General features: G+C 64.4%; 20 protein-coding genes. 9 read left to right on the plus strand and 11 right to left on the minus strand.

Translation table 11 applies throughout. The features are described from left to right. Positions 1–130: 130 nt before the first annotated feature. The 6 genes from ACYG9V_RS03315 to hemC all read right to left on the minus strand — a co-directional run bounded on the left by ACYG9V_RS03315 (position 131) and on the right by hemC (position 6,271). Positions 131–847, minus strand: a complete 717-nt coding sequence (locus ACYG9V_RS03315; RefSeq protein WP_023834670.1) for a glutamine amidotransferase — start codon at positions 845–847, stop codon at positions 131–133. Positions 848–861: 14 nt separating this feature from the next. Then, positions 862–1,341 (minus strand): tellurite resistance TerB family protein, encoded by a 480-nt coding sequence (locus ACYG9V_RS03320; protein WP_023702389.1) that lies wholly within the window; start codon positions 1,339–1,341, stop codon positions 862–864. A 76-nt stretch (positions 1,342–1,417) separates the two neighbouring features. Then, on the minus strand, positions 1,418–3,019 hold the full coding sequence (locus ACYG9V_RS03325; protein WP_352765898.1) for a heme biosynthesis protein HemY: 1,602 nt from the start codon (positions 3,017–3,019) through the stop codon (positions 1,418–1,420). A gap of 10 nt (positions 3,020–3,029) precedes the next feature. Beyond that, a complete protein-coding gene (locus ACYG9V_RS03330) occupies positions 3,030–4,520 on the minus strand; it encodes a COG4223 family protein (RefSeq protein ID WP_352765897.1) in 1,491 nt (496 codons plus the stop codon). 112 nt (positions 4,521–4,632) lie between these two features. Then, positions 4,633–5,346: a uroporphyrinogen-III synthase gene (locus ACYG9V_RS03335; RefSeq protein WP_023687736.1), complete on the minus strand. Its 714-nt coding sequence runs from the start codon at positions 5,344–5,346 to the stop codon at positions 4,633–4,635. Between the two features lies 1 nt (position 5,347). Next, entirely contained in the window at positions 5,348–6,271 is a 924-nt protein-coding gene (gene hemC / locus ACYG9V_RS03340; RefSeq protein WP_352765896.1) for a hydroxymethylbilane synthase, read from the minus strand. A gap of 120 nt (positions 6,272–6,391) precedes the next feature. On the opposite strand from hemC, the gene tsaD reads away from it, so the two are divergent. The 6 genes from tsaD (at position 6,392) to ACYG9V_RS03370 (ending at position 10,502) form a co-directional block, all read left to right on the plus strand. Next, positions 6,392–7,477, plus strand: coding sequence for a tRNA (adenosine(37)-N6)-threonylcarbamoyltransferase complex transferase subunit TsaD (gene tsaD / locus ACYG9V_RS03345; protein ID WP_196814835.1), 1,086 nt, complete (start codon positions 6,392–6,394; stop codon positions 7,475–7,477). Next, positions 7,474–8,490, plus strand: coding sequence for an NAD(P)H-dependent glycerol-3-phosphate dehydrogenase (locus ACYG9V_RS03350; RefSeq protein ID WP_023702383.1), 1,017 nt, complete (start codon positions 7,474–7,476; stop codon positions 8,488–8,490). Before tsaD ends, ACYG9V_RS03350 begins: the two co-directional genes overlap by 4 nt. Before the next feature lie 24 nt (positions 8,491–8,514). Then, entirely contained in the window at positions 8,515–8,811 is a 297-nt protein-coding gene (locus tag ACYG9V_RS03355; protein ID WP_023687732.1) for a YciI-like protein, read from the plus strand. 87 nt (positions 8,812–8,898) lie between these two features. Continuing rightward, positions 8,899–9,324: an EVE domain-containing protein gene (locus tag ACYG9V_RS03360; protein ID WP_023670487.1), complete on the plus strand. Its 426-nt coding sequence runs from the start codon at positions 8,899–8,901 to the stop codon at positions 9,322–9,324. Next, complete coding sequence (locus ACYG9V_RS03365; RefSeq protein WP_023670488.1) at positions 9,279–9,977, plus strand: class I SAM-dependent methyltransferase; 699 nt, start codon at positions 9,279–9,281, stop codon at positions 9,975–9,977. The genes ACYG9V_RS03360 and ACYG9V_RS03365 overlap by 46 nt, the downstream gene beginning before the upstream one ends. 105 nt (positions 9,978–10,082) lie before the next feature. Beyond that, a complete protein-coding gene (locus tag ACYG9V_RS03370; protein ID WP_023694478.1) occupies positions 10,083–10,502 on the plus strand; it encodes a DUF1761 domain-containing protein in 420 nt (139 codons plus the stop codon). Between the two features lie 15 nt (positions 10,503–10,517). Here the strand turns inward: ACYG9V_RS03370 and gcvA are convergent, their stop codons facing one another. After that, positions 10,518–11,438 carry a transcriptional regulator GcvA gene (gene gcvA, locus ACYG9V_RS03375; RefSeq protein WP_023683901.1) on the minus strand — a complete coding sequence of 307 codons (921 nt, stop codon included), beginning with the start codon at positions 11,436–11,438 and terminating at the stop codon, positions 10,518–10,520. A 71-nt stretch (positions 11,439–11,509) separates the two neighbouring features. On the opposite strand from gcvA, the gene ACYG9V_RS03380 reads away from it, so the two are divergent. Next, positions 11,510–11,812, plus strand: a complete 303-nt coding sequence (locus ACYG9V_RS03380; RefSeq protein ID WP_023698382.1) for a hypothetical protein — start codon at positions 11,510–11,512, stop codon at positions 11,810–11,812. A 169-nt stretch (positions 11,813–11,981) separates the two neighbouring features. On the opposite strand, the gene ACYG9V_RS03385 is transcribed toward ACYG9V_RS03380, so the two are convergent. Next, the gene (locus ACYG9V_RS03385; RefSeq protein WP_198037337.1) at positions 11,982–12,518 is read right to left on the minus strand and encodes a L,D-transpeptidase family protein; all 537 of its coding nucleotides are present in this window, start codon (positions 12,516–12,518) and stop codon (positions 11,982–11,984) included. Between the two features lie 145 nt (positions 12,519–12,663). Here ACYG9V_RS03385 and ACYG9V_RS03390 point away from each other — a divergent pair, with 145 nt between their 5' ends. Beyond that, a complete protein-coding gene (locus tag ACYG9V_RS03390; RefSeq protein WP_023670493.1) occupies positions 12,664–13,347 on the plus strand; it encodes a response regulator transcription factor in 684 nt (227 codons plus the stop codon). A 177-nt stretch (positions 13,348–13,524) separates the two neighbouring features. Further along, entirely contained in the window at positions 13,525–13,980 is a 456-nt protein-coding gene (locus ACYG9V_RS03395; protein WP_023670494.1) for a cyclic nucleotide-binding domain-containing protein, read from the plus strand. Positions 13,981–14,139: 159 nt separating this feature from the next. On the opposite strand, the gene xth is transcribed toward ACYG9V_RS03395, so the two are convergent. The 3 genes from xth to ACYG9V_RS03410 all read right to left on the minus strand — a co-directional run bounded on the left by xth (position 14,140) and on the right by ACYG9V_RS03410 (position 18,633). Then, positions 14,140–14,946 carry an exodeoxyribonuclease III gene (gene xth / locus ACYG9V_RS03400; protein ID WP_023698380.1) on the minus strand — a complete coding sequence of 269 codons (807 nt, stop codon included), beginning with the start codon at positions 14,944–14,946 and terminating at the stop codon, positions 14,140–14,142. 198 nt (positions 14,947–15,144) lie between these two features. After that, positions 15,145–15,825, minus strand: a complete 681-nt coding sequence (locus ACYG9V_RS03405; protein ID WP_023683897.1) for an outer-membrane lipoprotein carrier protein LolA — start codon at positions 15,823–15,825, stop codon at positions 15,145–15,147. A 138-nt stretch (positions 15,826–15,963) separates the two neighbouring features. Beyond that, a complete protein-coding gene (locus tag ACYG9V_RS03410; protein ID WP_023736792.1) occupies positions 15,964–18,633 on the minus strand; it encodes a DNA translocase FtsK in 2,670 nt (889 codons plus the stop codon). Between the last annotated feature and the right edge of the window lie 272 nt (positions 18,634–18,905).

Here is an 18,905-nt window from a genome sequence, read left to right on the forward strand (position 1 = left end):
TCCATCGGAGTGTTTGGGGCGCAATCCAAATCTGCGGGAACGGGCTAAGGTCCCGGATCCATCGTACACGCCTCCCAGAGGTAAGTCGTCTTTGGGCAAGCTCGGCCGTTCAGAGTAGTTGGATTTTGCTCTATCCCTCAGTAGGCTTGCCGAAGATCAGGCTCAAAAATTCGCTCAGCCAGCGCTTGAGGTGCATATCCCAGATCAGCCGGCCGCCGAGATGGTCGCGGCCGGGCTGCGCGCCGGGCAATTCGAAACGGTGTGCGCCGCGCACCACCCAGCGCTGCATCATCAACCGGGTCAGTTCGCCATGGAACTGGATGCCCCAAGCATTGTCGCCATAGCGAAAAGCCTGGTTGGGGTAGGTTTCCGCCGTGGCCAGCAGCGTCGCATCCCTGGGCAGCGAAAAGCCTTCGCGGTGAAACTGGTAAACCATGTCGGGCCAGGGCAGCAGCTTTTTGCCGGCTTCGGTCGGCTTCAGCGGATACCAGCCGATCTCGACCAGCCCCTCGCCATGCCCCTCGACCTTGCCGCCGAGATGATTGGCCAGCATCTGCGCGCCAAGGCAGATGCCGAGGAAGGGCCGGTTCTCCTTTAGCGGAACATTGAGCCAGTTGGTCTCGCGGCGGACGAACTCATCTTCGTCATTGGCGCTCATCGGCCCGCCGAACACCACGGCGCCGGCGTGTCCCTCCAGCGTCTCCGGCAGGCTGTCGCCGAGAGGCGGCCGGCGGATGTCGAGGTCGAAACCTTCCTCGAGCAGCATGTGGCCAACCCGGCCGGGGCTCGAAGTCTCCTGATGCAGCACGATCAGGATTTTTGGTTTCGAGCTCGGTCTGGGCGGCATGGAAAGGCGGAATCCTATTCGTCGCTCGACGTTCCGCTGGCGCCGGGCGCGGCGGCCGCCGCCTTGCGGCGCGCCTCGACGCGATCCTGGCGCTCGACGCCGATCAGTTCGGCAACGCGCCAGACGGTGTTGTCCTCCAGTTCATGCAGTTCGCCGTCGGCATAGACGATTTCCCACATCAGGCCGATGAAAGCCTTGCGCGCCTCGGCGTCGAGATGGCGCTTCAAGACGCTGGTGAAGGCATAGAGGTCGATCGCCTCATTGTCGGCGCGCTCGCCGGCGGCAGCCAGTGCATCGAGCTCGTCGCCGCTGATCGAATAGCTCTGCGCCAGCACCTGCTTGAACCGCTCCCACTCGACATCCTGGCGCACGCCGTCGGCATTCATCACATGATAGAGCAAAGCCGACGCCGCAACGCGCGGATCGTCCGCATTGGCGCGAGCCCCAGCCCCGGAGGGCAGGTCTTTCAGAAAGGCCAGGACGCGTTCGAACATGGTGCTCACTTCACATTATTGGAGCATGATCTTTTCCAAAAACCGGTATCCACTTTTTGGGATCATGCTTCAGGGATCAAAACAGGCGGAAGCGGCGCGGTGACTTCTCCGCTTCGTCATCGGGGTCGACGCCGGGGTCGTCGGGCAGCCGCGCCAGTTCCTCGGCAGGTTCGACGGGTTCGGCGTCGTTTGGTATTGCGGCGAAAGCGGCGGCGGTGACCGGCGTGACCTGGTCATCGCCCACAGCGGGCTTCGGCTCGATCGGCGCCTCGCTGCTCGTCCTGGCGATGGCGGGATGATCGATCACTTCGGCTTCCTTTGCCGGTTTGGCAGGTGCCGCAAGCACCGGCACATCGGCTTCGTCTTCATGGCTGTCGATGAGCTGGCCCAGCCGCTCCATCGGTGCGCGCCAGGCGAAAGCGTCGAGCTTGCCGCTGACCGGCGATACCGGCGCCCAGCGTTCGGAGACGACGCCGTCGGCGACCCAGGCCGGATCGCGCGGCGCCCTGACCGCCTTGGACAGCAATTGCCTGATCTTGCCCTGGTCGCCGGTCTCTGCCTCCTCGATATCGGCCAGCAGCAGGTAAGCGCCTTCCCGGCGATCCATGCGGATCGCCGCTTCCGCCTCGCGGCGGGCGGTGGAAAAATCCTGCGCATCGAGCGCGGCGCGCGCCACCGTCATCGACGATTCGGCATTGTTGCGCTTCAGCTCCTGCAGCTTCTTCGCCCGGTTGAGACGATCGACCACGGCATCTCCCGGCCTTGCATGGGTGTAGAGCTCGGCGATCTCGGGATGCGGCTCCGCCTTCCAGGCTGCCTCAAGGATCTTCGAGCCTTTGCGCACATCGTTCTGTTTGAACAGAAGATTGGCGGCTGCAACCGCGGCCGGCGCGAAATCGGGCGCGAGCTTGTTGGCCTCGAGTGCCGCTGTCTTGGCTGCATTGGGGTCGCTGTCGGTCAGCGCCTGCGCCTTGGCGGTCAACAGCACAGCGCGGCGGCGATTGGCGGCGTCGCGTTCGATCTGCCTGGTCGACTTCTGCGCCTCCACCAGCTTCAGCGCGCCGTCCCAGTCGCCGCGTCCGGTCAGATCCTCCAGCGTCGATTCGGCGGCCCAAGCCAGTTGCGGCGCGACGGAAGCGGCGCGGCCGGCATAGTGACGCGCCGCGTTGCGGTCGCCGAGCCGTTCGGCTTCGAGATAGAGCCCGCGCAGGCCAAGCAGCCGCATTTCGGGGTCGTCGAGCATGGCCTCGAATTTTTCGCGCGCGCCCTCATGGTCGCCTTCGAGCAGCGAGGCTTGCGCTTCGAGCAGCTGGATCAGCGGCTCCTGGTCGGAGCGGATCAGTTTGGCGGCTTCCTTGGACTTCTTGCGGGCCAGCGCGCCGTCGCCGGCGCCGGCTGCGATCATGCCGGTCGACAGCGCCTGGTAGCCGCGGTCGCGGCGGCGCACGCGGAAATAGCGCGAGATCGTGTATGGGCTGTTCCACAGCGACTTGATCAGCCACCAGACGATCATCACCGCTGCGACGACGGCAACGATCGCCACCGCCGCCACCATCAGGCTGACCTGGTATTGGTAACCGTTGAAGGTAACGACCATCTCGCCGGGACGATCGGCCAGCCAGGCAAAGCCCAGACCGAGGGCGAAGACGGCGGCGAGAAAGATGAGAATGCGGATCATCGTGTCGTCCTCATGCCTTCATCGCACCTGCAATCAGCGCGTCGACCTGCGTCTCGACGTCGATGCGCGCCTTCAGTTTGCCGGCAAAGTCGGCGCCGGCAGCCTTGACCGCATCCGGCAGCGTTGCGTATTCGCTGAGCGCCTTGGCGTAGTCGCCCTGATTGACCGCCACTTCGATGCGCGCCACGGTTTCCGGCGCGCCGGCGCCTTCGACGGCGCCGATCGGCCGGACCTTGACCAGCGATTCGGCGCTCGACAAAAGGTTCTGGAAGAAGCCGGCATTTTCATCGACCGGCGTCGCCGCCGCGACCATCGCATTGGCCGCGGCGTCGGCCTCGCCGGCGATCTCGGTGCGGGTCGGGACGCCCTTTTCAGCGTAGGGGCGCAGCGCTGCAATCTGCGGTGCATCGGGCGAGATCGCCGCGAAGGTCTCCAACTCGGCGGCGAACGGCGCGCCGCGGTCAAGCGCCGCCTTCAAGGCCGAAGCGGCGATGGCCATCGCGATCTTTGGCTGCGAGGCCTGCGCATCGACCTTGCCGGCGAGCTGCGTCACCGACTGCTCCAGCGCGGCGATCTTGCCTTCCTGCGTCTTGGCTGCCTCACCGGCCGATTTCACCAGTGCGTCGAGGCCCGCCAGTCTTTCATTGAGCGGCGCGAGATCGACGGGCGCTGCACCACCGGCCTGGCCAAGGGCGGCGACAGCGGTCTCGATCTGCTTGACCTTGTCGCCAAGCGAGGCAAGCCCGGCATTGTCGCCGGCGCCGCCCCTTTCGACCGCCGATTTCAGCGATGCGACATCGGCCTTGACCAGATCCAGCGCCGAAGACAGCCCGTCGACCTTGGCCGTTGCGGCGCCATTGCCGCTGGCTTCCCTGAGGTCGGCCATTTCGCGCTTCAGCGAAGCGATCTCGCCATTGACGCCGTCGAGCGAGACCGTGCCCGCCCCTGAGCCCGGAGCGCCAAGCACGCCGGCAAACTGCAGCCCGCCGGCGGCAGCCAGCGCGATGACACCGCCGATGATGCCGGCGGCAATGCCGTTCGTGCGCTTCGGTTGCGCGGCCATGGGCTGGTTCCCGGCTGTCCTTGGGGTTTCCTTGGGTGCACCCGGCTTGGGCGAGGCATCCTCGAAACTGTAGTCGGAGGTTCTGGCGCGCGGTGGCGCATCCGAAGCGGTGGGGTAAGGCTGCTCCGCCTGGGTGGACGCCTTGGCATCGGCGCTTTCGGGAGCGGCCTGCGCCGCGGCATCGGAGTGCTCCCACGGCTCGAGATCGGCCTGATCGGCATGAACGGGCTCGTCAGGCGTCTCCGGCTGCGCATTGGCCATGGCAGCGGCATCCTCAGCCGCAACCGACCCTGCCGGGGCCTCGACGTCGTCCGAGTTGGCGACATCCGTCTTGGCGGCATCCGCATCGGCAATGCGCGAGACAGCGCCGGGTTCGAGTTCGATGGTCACCGGCTCGCGGCGGCTTTTCGAATGTCGCATCTTCGGCGTCTTGACCATGCCTGGGCTCCGCAATCCTGCTTCGTCTGGGCGCCCGACGGCGCGTGATGGTTTGAAAAATGGTCTAGCACATCATCATCAGGTGAAAAGGGGCGGCGTGATGACACGGCGCTCAGTCGCCGCGGTGCAACAGCTCAAGCAGCGCCTCCTCCTGCGGTTCCCGCGCAATGCGTATTTTTTTGCCGGCGGCATTGTCAAACGCCGCTGCCACGCGCTCGGAGAGCGCAAAAGCCTGCATGTTTTCAAAGAGATCGCGCAGTTCCGCCCGGCTGGCCAAGGCCTGCAACGCTGCCGCCGCCTTGGCTGAATAGAGCAGCACCGCGTCGACCGCCTGATCGGACAGGCGTGTACGGATTTCAGCATCGGAATAATCGAGCGAAATCGTGTCGTAGGTTTCGACGGTGCGGACCTCGACGCCGGCCTTTCGCAGCCGCGCCTCGAATGCCGGAAACCGCACGCGCCCTGTGAGATAGACGACCGCCTTGCCGGAAAGGCCGGCAGCAATCGCCTCGGCCAGCCGCTCGGCGTCGCCCGCCCCTTCACTGACCGACAAGAACCCTGTCGAACGTGCCGCTTCAGCCGTCCTGCGTCCGACGGCATGGCAAGGCAAGGCGGCGAGCGCACGAATGAGTTCTTTCGGCGCATGCCGCACCGCATTTGCGCTGGTCACAGCGACGGCCACGGCATTGTCGCTCGCAGCATCGGCGCCAACCCGCAGTGTCACCGTTTCGGTCAGCGGCAGAAGGAGCGGCTCAAATCCCAATTCCTGCAGCCGCCGCATGGTTCGCGACGCCCCAGGTTGCGGCCGCGTCACCAGGACACGCATATCAGACCCAGCCGTCGAAGAAGGTTTCGCCCGCTTTGACCCGCACCATCCTGGCCGCGTCCGTGCCGATGTCAGCGGCATCCAGCGCCAAGCCTTCGGCCTTGACCTCATGCGATTGCGTGCCATCGGGCGAAATGATCAGCCCGGCGAAAACCAGCCTGCCGCCCGATATCGTCGCATAGCCGGCGATCGGCGTGCGGCAGGAGCCATCGAGCGCCGCCAGGAAGGCGCGCTCACAGGCCAGCGCCTGGCCTGTCGGCACATCATGGATGGCCACCAGCATCTTTTCGACCTCGCTGTCGCCGATGCGGGTTTCGATGCCGATTGCGCCTTGTCCCGGCGCCGGCGGAAAAGCATCGAGCGGCATCAGATCGGTGACGACCTGGCCGAGCCCCAGCCGCTTCAGCCCGGCAAAAGCGAGGATCGTGCCTTCGGCGACGCCTTCCTCCAGCTTGCGCAGCCTGGTCTGCACATTGCCGCGGAACATGACCACGTCTAGGTCCGGCCGCATGCGCCGGATCAGCGCCTGGCGCCTGAGCGAAGACGACCCGACCTTGGCGCCTTGCGGCAAATCAACAATGCGCTTCACCGCCTTGCCGATGAAGGCGTCCCGCGCATCCTCGCGCGGCAGGAAGGCGGACAGCTCCAGCCCGACCGGCAGCACTGTCGGCATGTCCTTGGAGGAATGCACGGCGATATCGATCGTGCCGGCCAGCAGCGCGTCTTCGATTTCCTTGGTGAACAGCCCCTTGCCGCCGGCTTCCGACAGCGGCCGGTCCTGGATGCGGTCGCCGCTGGTCGAAATGACGACGACCTCGAAGGCTTCTGCCGGCATGCCATGCGCTTCCATCAGCCGCGCCTGCGTCTCATGCGCCTGGGCGAGCGCCAGCGGGCTGCCGCGTGTTCCTATTTTCAAAGTTTGCATGGCGCGCGGTCCGTGATAACCCCCGGCTGGCTTTGCGTTTCCGGCGCTCTCCCTAGCGAGGCCCGCCTCTACTAACTAGGAAAGTCCGGCGACACAATCTCTGGAGACAGCGACGAATTGATCCGCGTTCTGGGCATTGAGACGAGTTGCGACGAGACCGCCGCCAGCGTGGTGACGCTGGACGGCGATTCCGTGCCGGTGATTGCGTCCAACATCGTGCTCAGCCAGATCGAGGAGCACGCCGCCTTCGGCGGCGTCGTGCCGGAGATCGCCGCGCGTGCCCATGTCGAGGCGCTGGACGGCATTGTCGAGGCCGCTCTTGCGGATTCGGGCGTAGCCCTGGCCGACATCGACGCCATTGCCGCCACTGCCGGCCCCGGCCTAGTCGGCGGGCTGATCGTCGGCCTGATGACAGCCAAGGCGATTGCAGCGGCCGCCGGCAAGCCGCTGATCGCCATCAACCATCTCGAAGGCCACGCACTGACCGCAAGGCTGACCGACGGGCTCGATTTTCCCTATCTGCTGCTGCTGGTCTCCGGTGGCCACACCCAGATCGTCGCCGTGCGCGACGTCGGCGACTACCAACGCTGGGCGACGACCATCGACGACGCGCTCGGCGAAGCTTTCGACAAGACGGCCAAAATGCTCGGCCTGCCCTATCCCGGCGGCCCGAATGTCGAAAAGGCGGCAATCTCGGGCGATGCGACGCGATTTGCCTTTCCACGGCCGATGAAAGGATCTGCGCAGCCCGATTTCTCCTTCTCCGGCCTCAAGACCGCGGTGCGCCAGGCGGCGACCGCCATCCAGCCGCTAAGCGAGCAGGATGTCGCCGACATCTGCGCCTCGTTCCAGGCGGCGGTAGCCGACTCACTTGGCGACCGCGTGGCCCGCGCGCTGGCCCGCTTCCGCGACGAATTTCCGGACAAGGCCGAGCCGGCGCTGGTCGTTGCCGGTGGAGTCGCCGCCAACAGAGCGATCAAGGCGACGCTGCAGAAGCAGTGCGCCGAGGCCGGCTTCGCCTTTGTCGCGCCGCCGCTCAAACTGTGCACCGACAACGCGGCGATGATCGCCTGGGCCGGGATCGAGCGGTTGCGGGCAGGCCTGTCGCAAGAGAACGGCTTCGATTTCGTGCCGCGTTCGCGCTGGCCGCTGGACAGCATTTCGGCACCGATGGTCGGCTCCGGCCGGCGTGGAGCGAAAGCATGAGCGCCAGCAAGACAAGCGGCAGGGACAAGACCGGCTGGCGCGTCGCCGTGCTTGGCGGCGGCGCCTGGGGCACGGCGCTGGCGCTGGCGATGCTGCGCTCCGGTCACGATGTGCGGCTCTACGCCCGCGACGAAGAGACGGTTTCCGCGATCCGCCGCGGCGAGAACCCGCGTTATCTCCCCGGCATCGCCATTGAAACAGGCATTGCGGCGACCAGCGATATCGGCACTGCCCTGACTGATGCCGATTGCGCGCTGGCCGTGGCACCGGCACAGGCGCTGCGCGCCATGCTGACGACGGCAAAGCCCCATATGCCGAAAGGCATCCCGCTGGTTCTCTGCGCCAAGGGTATCGAGCGCGACACCGGCGCGCTGCTGTCGGCGATCGTTGGTGAGATTCTGCCCGAAACTCCGGTTTCGGCCCTGTCCGGTCCGAGCTTTGCCGCCGACGTCGCCAGGGGTCTGCCGACCGCTGTCGTGGTTGCTGCACGCGACGACGCCTTGGCGGCCGAGCTTGCCGCGCGCTTTTCGGCGCAGAATCTGCGCTGCTATTCCAGCGACGATTTGATCGGCGTCGAGATTGGCGGCGCTTTGAAGAATGTCTTCGCCATTGCCGCTGGCGCCGTCACCGGCGCCGGGCTCGGCGCCAGCGCGCAGGCCGCCATGGTGACGCGCGGCTTCGTCGAACTGCGCCGCATCGGCGCGTCCTTCGGCGCCAAGCCGGAGACGCTGATGGGGCTTTCCGGCCTCGGCGACCTTTTGCTCACCTGCTCTTCCGCCCAGTCGCGCAATTTCGCCTATGGGCTGGCGCTGGGGCAAGGTAAGCCCTTGTCGGGACTGCCACTCGCCGAAGGCGTGCCGACGGCGGCGATCGCCGCCCGCATCGCCACCGAGCGCCACATCGACGCGCCGATCATCGCTGCGGTGTCGGCGATACTGGACGGCACGATCACCATTCGGCAAGCTGTGTCCGCGCTGATGACGCGACCCCTGAAAACCGAAACCGACCTCTAATCCCCAAACAAACCGGAGTTTAACATGCTGTTTGCGTTGATTTGCAAGGACAAGCCGGGCAGCCTGCAGGTGCGGGTCGATACGCGGCCGGTCCACGTCGCCTTTCTCGAACGCCTGAACGCCGACAACAAACTGGCCTTTGCCGGCCCGTTCCTGGACGCCGAGGGCAAGCCCAATGGCAGCCTCGTCGTCGTGGAAGCGCCCGACCTCGCCGGTGCGCAGGCGCTGTCGGCTGCCGACCCCTATGCCAAGGCCGGGCTGTTCGAAAGTGTCGAAATCCGCCAGTGGAACTGGACCTTCAACAAGCCGGCGGCTAGTTAGTTCCGGCGGCGCCTCGAGTGATCCCAGGAAAAGTGTGTAACGGTTTTCCGTCCGGAATTGCGCAAAAATAGTAGTTGGAGCAAAGACATGAACTACTGGCTGTTCAAATCCGAACCTTCGGTCTTCTCCTTCGAGGCGCTGAAGGCCAAGGGCAAGGCCGGCACGCAGTGGGACGGCGTGCGCAACTATGCAGCGCGCAACAACATGAAGGCGATGCAGATCGGCGATCTCGGCTTCTTCTATCACTCCAATGAGGGGCTGAACGTCGTCGGCATTGCCGAGGTCTGCGCGCTTGCCCATCAGGATACCACCACCGACGATCCGCGCTGGGAATGCGTCGACATCCGCGCCTTCAAGGACGTGCCGAACCCGCCGACGCTGGAACAGGTCAAGGCCAATCCGAAGCTTGCCGAGATGGCGCTGGTGCGGCTTGGACGGCTTTCCGTACAGCCGGTGACGCCGGCCGAATGGAAGGAAGTCTGCCGCATGGGCGGCCTGACGCCGGCTCCGTGACGGTCCTCACGCCGAACAGCGCGAAAAAGTTCATTCTCGACAACACGGCGCTTATGTCGCCGCCGCATGTGCCGGAGATTGTCCTCAATCTTGCCGACGAAGCGCATGACCTCTGGCAGCGCACGGAGAACGAGCTGATTGAAATCGGCCTGCCGCCGCCGTTCTGGGCCTTTGCCTGGGCCGGCGGTCAGGGCCTTGCCCGTTACGTGCTGGACAATCCGTCGGATGTGCGGGGCAAACGCGTGCTCGACTTCGCCTCCGGCTCCGGCCTTGTCGCCATCGCCGCCGCCAAGGCGGGTGCGGCGCACGTGATCGCCGCCGACATCGACCCGTTCTGCGAAACGGCGGTCCGCCTCAACGCAGAGGCCAATGGCGTTGCCATCGACTTTTGCGGCACGGACTGCATCGGCACCGACGCCGGCTGGGACGTGGTGCTGGCCGGCGACGTCTTCTACGACAAATCCTTCGCCGACACGCTGATGCCGTGGTTTTCGACACTGAAGGCGCGCGGCGCTGACATCCTCGTCGGCGATCCGGGCCGCTCCTACATGCCGAAGGCGGGACTGGAGCCGCTCGCCGTCTACGAAGTGGCGGTGACGCGGGCGCTGGAGGACGCCCTGGTCAAGCGCACCACGGTGTGGCGCTTCGCTTGACGGCATTGCCGAACAGGCGTTCCATCGCGCATTGATTTGAAGAATACGCATGTCGTTATCCCAGAACCGTCAGGCTTTGGGCGGCATGCTTGAGGGGAGGGCTTTATGGATTTTTCAGTGGTGAACTGGCTGGCGGTGGTTGTCGCGGCCGTCGCGGCGTGGCTGTTTGGCGCGGTCTGGTACACGGTCCTCAGCAAGCCTTGGATGAGGGCGGCCAGGATCGATCCGTCAACGTCAAAGAAATCAATATTGCCCTTCATCATCTCCTTCATCGCCGAGCTGATCATGGCGCTGGTCTTGGCCTTGGTCGTCGGCGCGATGACGGGCGGCGAGCCGGTCCTTGTCGCAGGGCTGGTCTTCGGCTTCGTCCTCTGGCTGGGTTTCGTCGCCACGACGCTGACGGCCAACCATCGCTATGAGAATTTCGGCTGGGACCTGACCCTGATCGACGGCGGCCACTGGCTCGGCGTGCTGTTGATCATCGGCGCGGTGATCGGCTGGTTCGGGACGCCGGTCGCCGGCTGAGGCCTGCAGAAGTCGTCAGGTCTGCGTCCTGGCGACTTCGTCGAGGATCCATTCACGGAAAGCGATGATGCGCGGATCGTTGGCAGTGCTCTCGGGATAGACCAGGAAGTAGCCGAACTCCGGCCCCACGCGCAGACCGAGTTCAAAGGGCTGCACCAGCCTTCCCTGGGAAAGGTCGTTTGCCACCATGGCGAACTCGGCGAGCGCCACGGCATTGCCGTCGAGCGCCGCCTGCACGGCATCGGTAGAGGTTCCAAACACGATAGTCCGGCTGTCGTCGAAATCGTTGATGCCGGCCGCCGCCATCCACATGCGCCAGTTCGGCCATGTCACGCCTTGGCGCGACCATTCGATATGGGCCAGCGTGTGGTTGAAGAGGTCGCGCGGTTCGCGCAGCGGCGGGCCGGAGGTCAGCAGGCTCGGGCTGCACACCGGAATGAGGATGTTGTCGAACAGGCGATGGGCGCGAAGCCCCGGATACTTGCCAACCCCGAACCGGATGCCGACATCGACGTCGTCGAGTTCGAAATCGCGCACTTCGTAGCCGATGTCGAACCTCAGCTCGATACTGGGCTGAAGTTTGCGAAAATCGTCGACGCGCCGCATCAGCCATTTTGACGCGAACTGCGCGTCGAGCGTCACCTTCAGCAATGCCGTGCCGCGCGTCAGCTTGCGCGCCCGCGACACCGCCCGGTTGAGCAGGTCGAGCGCATCGATCGAGGCCTCGAACAGCACCGTACCTGCCTCGGTCAACCGGATGGTACGACTGGTTCGCGTGAACAGCACCAGCCCGAGCTGATCCTCGATTTCCTTGATCTGGTGGCTGACCGCCGCCGGCGTCAGCCCGAGCTCGTCGGCAGCGCGGGTGAAATTGAGGTGGCGGGCGGCGGCTTCCAGAGTCCTCAGCGCGCGCGTTCCGGGCAACAGACGGGACATCACCGTATCCTCAAATAAAACTTGACGGTCCGAAAAGAACTACTCGTTTCTCTTATGGATTTCAATGCGGCATGATGCATCCATCGAAACACCATCAAGCCGGATTTGATATCCGGCGGAACACGGAGCGCATCATGTCCATCTTCGTTTTGAACTCGCCAGCAGCTCGCTCGAACTGGTTGCATGCCGTAACGGACTGGCTTCGCCAGGCGAAAGTCGCCATCAACCTGCCGCGCCAGGACGTGGAGGACCTTTCGGATCGCCAACTGCGCGATGTCGGCGCGCAGCGCAAGGACGTGACGCGGGCCGTGGACCGGGAACTCGGCCGGCTTGGATTGCTGGACACTGGGTGGCAGAAGCCGAGAAGGCGTTAGGCAATGGTGAGTAGGGAGTAGTGAGTAGTGAGTAGTGAGTAGTGAAGGATTGAAACGACGCCGAGACCATCCTACTCCCTACTCCCTACTCCCTACTCCCTACTCCCTACTCCCTACTCCCTACTCCCTACTCCCTACTCCCTACTCCCTACTCCCTACTCCCTACCCCCTACCTCACCACCCTCACCACCGTCCGGTCCGACACCAGCGGCAACAGCCGCGCCATTGTCCGCGCTGTCACCGCCACGCAGCCTTGCGTCGGTGTGAAGCCTGGGCGGGTCAGATGAAAGAAGATGGCGCTGCCGCGGCCGCGCCGGCGCGGCGCCATGTTCCAGTCGAGCACAAGGCAGGCGTCATAGAGGCGGTCGTCGCGCCGCATTCGCTCATGGCTGGCGCCATAGGGGATTTTCACCGGCCGGTTGTAGTTGCGGTCGTCCGGCACCTCGCACCAGCCGAGATCGGCGCCGATCGGCGCCATCGCCAGCCGGGTTTTGCGGCCGGCCGCGAAATGATCGCCCCGAAAATATCCTGACAAAATCCGCATCTCGCCAAGCGGCGTCGCACCGTCGCCTTCGCGCTTATTGGCCGAGATGCCGCCGCGTCCGAGCGCACAGGCAAACACCTTGCTGCCGGCCTGCAATATCCCCTGGCTGGGGTTGCCCGGCCTCGCCCGAACCACCAGCACACGCAGCCCTTTCGGCAAAATTGCGCCGGCTGCATTGCGATCGCGTTTTTTCTTGTATGATCGTGTCACGGAACAAATCACTGTGATCGGACTGTTGCGCCGGTCAGCTTCCGCATAAATGGGGGGCGGTCAACTGAAAATTCTTTTCAAAACAATGGATTGATCCATGACATCACGTACCATTCTGATCGTTGACGACGATGACGACCTGCGCGGAACCCTCGTCGAGCAACTGGCCCTTTACGAAGAATTCGACGTCTTGCAGGAAGCGACCGCCGCCAAAGGCGTCGCCGCGGCGCGCGGCGGGCTCATCGACCTGCTCATCATGGATGTCGGGCTGCCCGACATGGATGGCCGCGAGGCGGTGAAGATCCTGCGCAAGGGCGGCTACAAGGCGCCGATCATCATGCTGACCGGCCACGATACCGATTCCGACACAATTCTGGGCCTCGAGGCCGGCGCCAACGACTATGTCACAAAGCCGTTCCGCTTCGCCGTGCTGCTCGCCCGCATACGCGCACAACTGCGCCAGCACGAGCAGAGCGAGGACGCCACCTTTTCGGTCGGGCCCTACACGTTCAAGCCCAGCCAGAAGCTTCTGATCGACCAGCGCGGCGGCAAGGTGCGGCTGACCGAGAAGGAAGCCTCGATCATCAAATATCTCTATCGAGCCGACCAGAAGGTGGTGACGCGCGACGTCCTGCTCGAGGAAGTGTGGGGCTACAATTCCGGCGTCACCACGCACACGCTGGAAACTCACGTCTACCGGCTGCGCCAGAAGATCGAGCGCGATCCTTCCAATGCTGAAATTCTTGTGACAGAAAGCGGCGGCTACAAGCTGGTTCCTTAAACTTTTCATTGTTCAATAAGCGGTCGGGGCGGGACTGTTTCGGGGAGGATCCGGCTGGGGGAGCCTGGATCGGCCCGCTGCGCAGATTGAAGTGTTAGAGCGTCCTTTGCGCGTCCAATTGGACGCGCGGCGCTCTAAGGGAGGGATTGGACTGACCGTTCGGGGACGCAGCTAGAGATGGCGCTGGATGACGACATCCGCATCCTGTCCGCCGTGAAGCTCTTTGAGGGTTTCACGCAGGAACAGCTGCGCCTGCTCGCCTTCGGCGCCGAAGCCACCCATCTGCAGGCCGACCGCAAGCTGTACCGCGAGGATGACGAAGCCGACTCAGCCTATATCGTGGTCAGTGGCCGCATCGTGCTCTACCGCGAGCATGACGGCGACCGCATCCCGATCGGCACCGCCGGCCCCGGCACGATCCTCAGCGAACTGGCGCTGATCGCCGACTCAAGACGGCTGACCAGCGCCTCGGCCGAGACCGATTCGGAAGTGATAAGGTTGAGCCGCAAGATGTTTCGCCGCATCCTGGAGGAATATCCCGAAGTGGCGGTGAAACTGCACCAGCGAATCCTCGATGATTTTCAGGCCATGATCGCCCGCATCGAGAAGTTGGCCCCAAGGTTTGGCGGGTAGGTCCCCGCGACCGCGCTCACGCTTGGGTGTGTCGAGATTCAGGTCAGGCCGAGTCGAAAATGGCTGATACCGAGAACCGGAGCGGGGCGTACTCAAAGTACGCACCGGAAGCGCAGGTATCGGCCATTGCAGGCCGGCCTCACCTGAATATCGGCACGCCTAATCCAGGTCGAACCGCGCAATCACCGGCACATGGTCCGAGGGCCGCTCCCAGCCACGCGCCTCTCGCAGGATCTCATAGCCGGCAAAGCTCGGCACCAGGTTCGGTGACGACCAGACATGGTCGAGCCGGCGGCCGCGGTTCGAGGCTTCCCAGTCCCGCGCGCGATAGCTCCACCAGGTGTAGAGCTTCTGCTCTGGCGGCACGTCGAGCCGCATCAGGTCGACCCAGTCGCCGGCGATCCGCATCGCGTCGAAATTTTGCGTCTCGACCGGCGTGTGGCTGACGACGTTGAGCAATTGCTTGTGCGACCAGACATCGTGCTCCTGCGGCGCGATGTTGAGGTCGCCGACCAGGATCGAAGCCGACACCTCGTCATGCGCGGCGTGGATGGCGTTCATCTCGGCAACGAAATCGAGCTTGTGGCGGAACTTGCGGTTGATCTCCGGATCGGGCTCGTCGCCGCCGGCCGGCACGTAGAAATTGTGGACCAGGATTGCCTTGCCGCCGGCCTGCACCTTGACCGACAGATGCCGGCTGTCATCGATCTCGCAGAAGCGCCGTTTCTCGACAATCTCGATCGGCCGCCGCGCCACCGTCGCAACGCCGTGATAGCCCTTCTGGCCATGGAATGCGATGTGCTCGTAGCCGGCCTTGCGGAACGCCTTTTCCGGAAACAGCTCGTCGGGAACCTTCGTCTCCTGCAGGCAAAGCACATCGGGCGCCTGCTCCGTCAGCAGCCGCTCGACGATCGGCATGCGCAGGCGCACGGAATTGATGTTCCAGGTGGCGATGGAGAAGGGCATGCGGCGATCCGAACAAGGTCGCCGATCTACTGCCAGCCGAGCGCCACAAACACAAGCCAGCCTTTGCGGGCGGCGGCCCTGATTCAGGTCAGGCCGAGTCGAAAATGGTGGTCTCCGAGAACCGGAGCGGAGCGTACTTAAACCACGTGAGCACCGGAAGCGCAGGAGATCGCCATTTGCAGGCCGGCCTCACCGGATCTAGCGGTGGTTGGTGTTCAGCTCGCGGTTCGCCGTATAGTCGATGGCGAACGTATCCGCAGGGAAGCTGACGCCTTCCTTGGTGTTGTAGATCATCACCGTGGTGTCCTTGCCCTGCGCGTCGGTGATGGTCCACTGGCGCAGATCATAGGATTTCGGATCGAACATCATGGTGATCTTCGAATTGCCGAACACCGACTTGTCGGCAAGCTGGATGGTGGTGAGGTCGCTCTCTTCCTTGATCGATTTGACGCGGCCGCCCGAGAGGTCGATCTTGGTGTCGAGCAACAGCTTCAGCGGTGTCTTCGACAACGGATAGAGATCGGACGTTTTCAGCCGCTTGTTGAGGATGACCACCGACTTGCCGTCGGAAATCACCCGGAAATTCGACTTGCCGTCATAGTTGAAGCGAATCTTGCCTGGCCGCTCAAGGAAGAACTTGCCGCCGGTCTGCTGGTTGTTGGGGCCGAACTGGACGAACTCGCCGCTCATCGATTTGACCGAGGAGAAATGGTCGGCGATCTTTTGCGCCGTCGGCGGCACCGCCGCCTGCGCCGAGGCCAAGAGCTGGAACCCCGGCACGACGTTGATGGCCGCGGCGCCGGCAAGCATCAGGCCAAGGCCAAGCAACTGGCGACGGTTTGGAGCGAAATCGCTGATCGCGGAAAGATCGTTTTTCATGCCGGTCACTCTCGTGTGGTGTGTGTCTCGTTGCAGTCCGTGGACCCCCAGTTAGACTTAAGTTTGGCGGGCCGGACAGCGCTCAGTCGCTGTAACGCGCCAAAAGGTTCAAGGTTGCCGCCGGGCCGTATCGGCTGATCAGAACTTGTCGTCCTCGGTCGGCACCAGAATTTCGCGTTTGCCGGCATGGTTGGCCGGGCCGACAATGCCTTCCTTCTCCATCTTCTCGATGATCGAGGCGGCGCGGTTGTAGCCGATGCCGAGCCGGCGCTGGATATAGCTGGTCGACGCCTTGCCGTCGCGCAGCACGACCGAGACCGCCTGGTCGTAGGGATCGTCGGAATCCTCGAAATTGCTGTTGCCACCACCGCCAGCGCCGCCCTTGCCCGACGGCTCGTCATCGTCCTCGCCGTCATCCTCGGTGATGGCGTCGAGATATTCGGGCACGCCCTGCAGCTTCAGATGGGCGACGATCTTCTCGACCTCGTCGTCGGCGACGAACGGGCCGTGCACGCGCTGGATGCGGCCGCCGCCGGCCATGTACAGCATGTCGCCCATGCCGAGCAGCTGCTCGGCGCCCTGCTCGCCCAGAATGGTGCGGCTGTCGATCTTCGACGTCACCTGAAAGGAGATACGGGTCGGGAAATTGGCCTTGATGGTGCCGGTGATGACGTCGACCGACGGACGCTGCGTCGCCATGATGACATGGATGCCGGCCGCGCGCGCCATCTGTGCCAGGCGCTGCACCGCGCCTTCGATGTCCTTGCCGGCGACCATCATCAAATCGGCCATCTCGTCGATGATGACGACGATGTAGGGCATCGGCTCGAGATCGAGGTTCTCGGTCTCGTAGATCGCCTCGCCGGTCTGGCGGTCGAAGCCGGTCTGCACGGTGCGCGAGATTTTTTCGCCCTTCTTTTCAGCCAACTGCACGCGCGCGTTGAAGCCGTCGATGTTGCGCACGCCGACCTTGGACATCTTGCGGTAGCGGTCCTCCATCTCGCGCACCGTCCATTTCAACGCCACCACGGCCTTCTTCGGGTCGGTGACCACCGGCGTCAGAAGGTGCGGGATGCCGTCATAGACGGAAAGTTCGAGCATCTTCGGGTCGATCATGATCAGCCGGCAGTCCTGCGGCGTCAGCTTGTAGAGCAGCGACAGGATCATGGTGTTGATGGCGACGGACTTGCCGGAGCCGGTGGTGCCTGCGACCAGCACATGCGGCATCTTGGCGATGTCGACGATCACCGCCTCGCCATTGATGGTCTTGCCCAGCGCCAGCGCCAGCTTGGACTTGGTCGTCTCGAAATCGCGGCTGGCCAGGATCTCCCGGAGATAGACGGTCTCGCGCTTGGCATTCGGCAATTCGATGCCGATGGCGTTGCGGCCGGGCACCACGGCGACGCGGCAGGCAATCGCGCTCATCGAGCGGGCGATGTCGTCGGACAGGCCGATGACGCGCGACGATTTGATGCCGGGCGCCGGCTCCAACTCATAGAGCGTGACCACCGGGCCGGGCCGTACCGCGATAATCTCGCCCTTGACGCCGAAATCCTCCAGAACGCCTTCGAGCAGGCGCGCATTCTGCTCCAGCGCGTCCTTGGACAGGCTGGCGTCGCGCACCACGTTCTTCGGCTCCGACAGGAAATGCAGCGACGGCATTTCGAATGTTTCCGAGCCGATCAGCGAGGTCTGCGCCTCGCGCTGGACGCGCGCGCCGGGAGCGGGACGCGGCGCAGGTGCGGCGACGCGGGTCGCCGCATCTGACCGGAAGTTCTGCACCTTGGCGTTCGGCGCGGCACGGCGCTGGACCGGCTCGTCGTCGAGTTCGACCTCCTCGTCGCCATTGTCGAAACCGGCATCGAGGACGTCGTCATCGTCCGGATCGACGGAAACGCTGCGGTCGTTGACCATGGCGGCGAAGAATTCCGGCTCGACGCGGGCGCGGCCATCCGGGCTCATCCGCGCTTCGGCGAATTCCGCCGATTCGACCCGTTCGGCGGCGCGGCGCCATGCGGTGGAGCGCTGCTCCATCTCCGGCTCGAACTCGTCGCGCTCCTGCTGGCGGCGCACAGCCCGGCGATGCATCCAGGCGCGGAAAGACAGCCACCAGTGGGTAACGGCGCCGAGCGCCAGTATCCCCTCGTCGCCCTCGTCCTCGTCTTCGTCGAAGAGCAGATCGTCCTCTCGGGGATCGGGCTCCGCGGTGCGCTCCATGACGGCAAAGCCGTTCTTGCGCGCAATCAGCGCCGAGCCATAGGCAAACAGCCACAGCGCCGGCGCAATGAGCACCATGGCAATGATGCTGGCAACGATGCCGGTCGGGTAGCCGCCAATGACCAGGCCCGGAATATTGAGCACCATGTCGCCGAACACGCCGCCGAGGCCGGTCGGCAACGGCCACGTCTTGGGCGGCACCACGCAGCCGGCCATCGCCGCCGCGAGCAGCGCGAAGCCGAACCAGGCAAGGCCGCGCTTTGGCAGCCTGTCGACGCCGCGCGCCGAAAACAGGAGAAAGCCCCAGATCACCGCCGGCACCAGGGCGGCGACCGCGGCAAGGCCGAAGAACTGCATGGCGAGGTCGGAGAATACCGCGCCCGCATAGCCCATGGCGTTGGTGACGATGTTGTCGGTGGCGTGCGAGAAGCTGGGATCGGCGACGTTCCAGGTCGCCAGCGCCGCGACGCCAAAGGCGACCAGCGCAAACAGGCCGGCGCCGACCAGCCGCCCGACCTGGCGCCGCGCGAATGCCTGGATGCCGTGCCCCGTATCGGTCAGCGCGAGCGGTGCTGAAGCCCCTGAACGCATGCTTCGTTCCCCGTCTGTCATGGACTGGCCGGGCGCATGACGCACTCCGGCAGATTCGGATGTCAGACTATCGGGGGGAAGGTTAAGGCCGCATTAACTATACGCACCCAGAGCCACGATCTTGCTCACTCCACTGTAGGCAGTCTCAACAGTTCGGAACCAATCCGGTCGACGTCTCCCCGCCGGCGGCCATCATAGAACGTGATTGCGCGGGGACCGAGGCCTGCCAGCACGGTTGCCAAAAAAGAGAGGCCCGGAATAACCCGGGCCTC

This window comes from Mesorhizobium sp. W016 (assembly GCF_054719485.1).

Coding starts and splice junctions, on each gene's coding strand:
- ACYG9V_RS03315 (WP_023834670.1), bottom strand. CDS start 847: ATGCCGCCCAGACCGAGCTCGAAACCAAAAATCCTGATCGTGCTGCAT.
- ACYG9V_RS03320 (WP_023702389.1), bottom strand. CDS start 1,341: ATGTTCGAACGCGTCCTGGCCTTTCTGAAAGACCTGCCCTCCGGGGCT.
- ACYG9V_RS03325 (WP_352765898.1), bottom strand. CDS start 3,019: ATGATCCGCATTCTCATCTTTCTCGCCGCCGTCTTCGCCCTCGGTCTG.
- ACYG9V_RS03330 (WP_352765897.1), bottom strand. CDS start 4,520: ATGGTCAAGACGCCGAAGATGCGACATTCGAAAAGCCGCCGCGAGCCG.
- ACYG9V_RS03335 (WP_023687736.1), bottom strand. CDS start 5,346: ATGCGTGTCCTGGTGACGCGGCCGCAACCTGGGGCGTCGCGAACCATG.
- hemC (WP_352765896.1), bottom strand. CDS start 6,271: ATGCAAACTTTGAAAATAGGAACACGCGGCAGCCCGCTGGCGCTCGCC.
- ACYG9V_RS03350 (WP_023702383.1), top strand. CDS start 7,474: ATGAGCGCCAGCAAGACAAGCGGCAGGGACAAGACCGGCTGGCGCGTC.
- ACYG9V_RS03355 (WP_023687732.1), top strand. CDS start 8,515: ATGCTGTTTGCGTTGATTTGCAAGGACAAGCCGGGCAGCCTGCAGGTG.
- ACYG9V_RS03360 (WP_023670487.1), top strand. CDS start 8,899: ATGAACTACTGGCTGTTCAAATCCGAACCTTCGGTCTTCTCCTTCGAG.
- ACYG9V_RS03365 (WP_023670488.1), top strand. CDS start 9,279: ATGGAAGGAAGTCTGCCGCATGGGCGGCCTGACGCCGGCTCCGTGACG.
- ACYG9V_RS03370 (WP_023694478.1), top strand. CDS start 10,083: ATGGATTTTTCAGTGGTGAACTGGCTGGCGGTGGTTGTCGCGGCCGTC.
- gcvA (WP_023683901.1), bottom strand. CDS start 11,438: ATGTCCCGTCTGTTGCCCGGAACGCGCGCGCTGAGGACTCTGGAAGCC.
- ACYG9V_RS03380 (WP_023698382.1), top strand. CDS start 11,510: ATGATGCATCCATCGAAACACCATCAAGCCGGATTTGATATCCGGCGG.
- ACYG9V_RS03390 (WP_023670493.1), top strand. CDS start 12,664: ATGACATCACGTACCATTCTGATCGTTGACGACGATGACGACCTGCGC.
- ACYG9V_RS03395 (WP_023670494.1), top strand. CDS start 13,525: ATGGCGCTGGATGACGACATCCGCATCCTGTCCGCCGTGAAGCTCTTT.
- xth (WP_023698380.1), bottom strand. CDS start 14,946: ATGCCCTTCTCCATCGCCACCTGGAACATCAATTCCGTGCGCCTGCGC.
- ACYG9V_RS03405 (WP_023683897.1), bottom strand. CDS start 15,825: ATGAAAAACGATCTTTCCGCGATCAGCGATTTCGCTCCAAACCGTCGC.
- ACYG9V_RS03410 (WP_023736792.1), bottom strand. CDS start 18,633: ATGCGTTCAGGGGCTTCAGCACCGCTCGCGCTGACCGATACGGGGCAC.